This is a genomic window from Paenibacillus sp. EKM301P, from assembly GCF_011800295.1.
Taxonomy (GTDB): Bacteria; Bacillota; Bacilli; order Paenibacillales; family Paenibacillaceae; genus Paenibacillus; species Paenibacillus polymyxa.
The window spans coordinates 1-568 of record NZ_JAALFM010000075.1 but is presented as its reverse complement, the minus strand read 5'-3'; the positions used below and the strand labels follow the sequence as shown (position 1 = coordinate 568).

At 55.1% G+C, this 568-nt stretch carries 1 protein-coding gene; it reads left to right on the top strand.

Features of this window, described 5'->3' with window-relative positions:
• Positions 1-568: condensation domain-containing protein (locus HFD99_RS24880; RefSeq protein ID WP_238797301.1), on the top strand; the 568-nt coding region annotated here is incomplete at both ends.

Here is a 568-nt window from a genome sequence, read left to right as displayed (position 1 = left end):
TATTTCATCTGGTTGGAGCAGATGCCGCTGACACCGAACGGCAAAATCGACCGCAAGTCCCTGCCAGCACCGGAAGGTAGTCTGCACAGCGGTGCGGAGTATGTAGCGCCACGTACGGTAGCCGAACGAGCACTCGTAGCGATCTGGCAGTCCGTCCTAGGCGTGGCAACTGTCGGGATTTTGGACAATTTCTTTGACCTGGGCGGCGATTCGATCAAGGCGATTCAAATCGTATCGCGTGCGTTCCAGGCAGGCTACAAGCTGGACATGAAAGATTTGTTCCGCTACCCAACCGTCGCAACACTGGCACCGCATATGCACGAGGTAAGTCGTAGGGTAGATCAGGGAGAAGTGAGCGAGGAAACAACTTTGTCTCCCATCCAGCATTGGTTCTTTGCCCAGGAGCAAGTAGACGTACATCACTTTAATCAGGCGGTGATGCTGCACCGGGAGCAGGGTTTTGATGAGTCCGCTTTGCGTCAGGCACTTGGCAAACTCACAGCGCACCATGATGCACTGCGGATGGTGTTCAGCAAGACCGAGCAAGGCTATGAAGCCTGGAACCGCG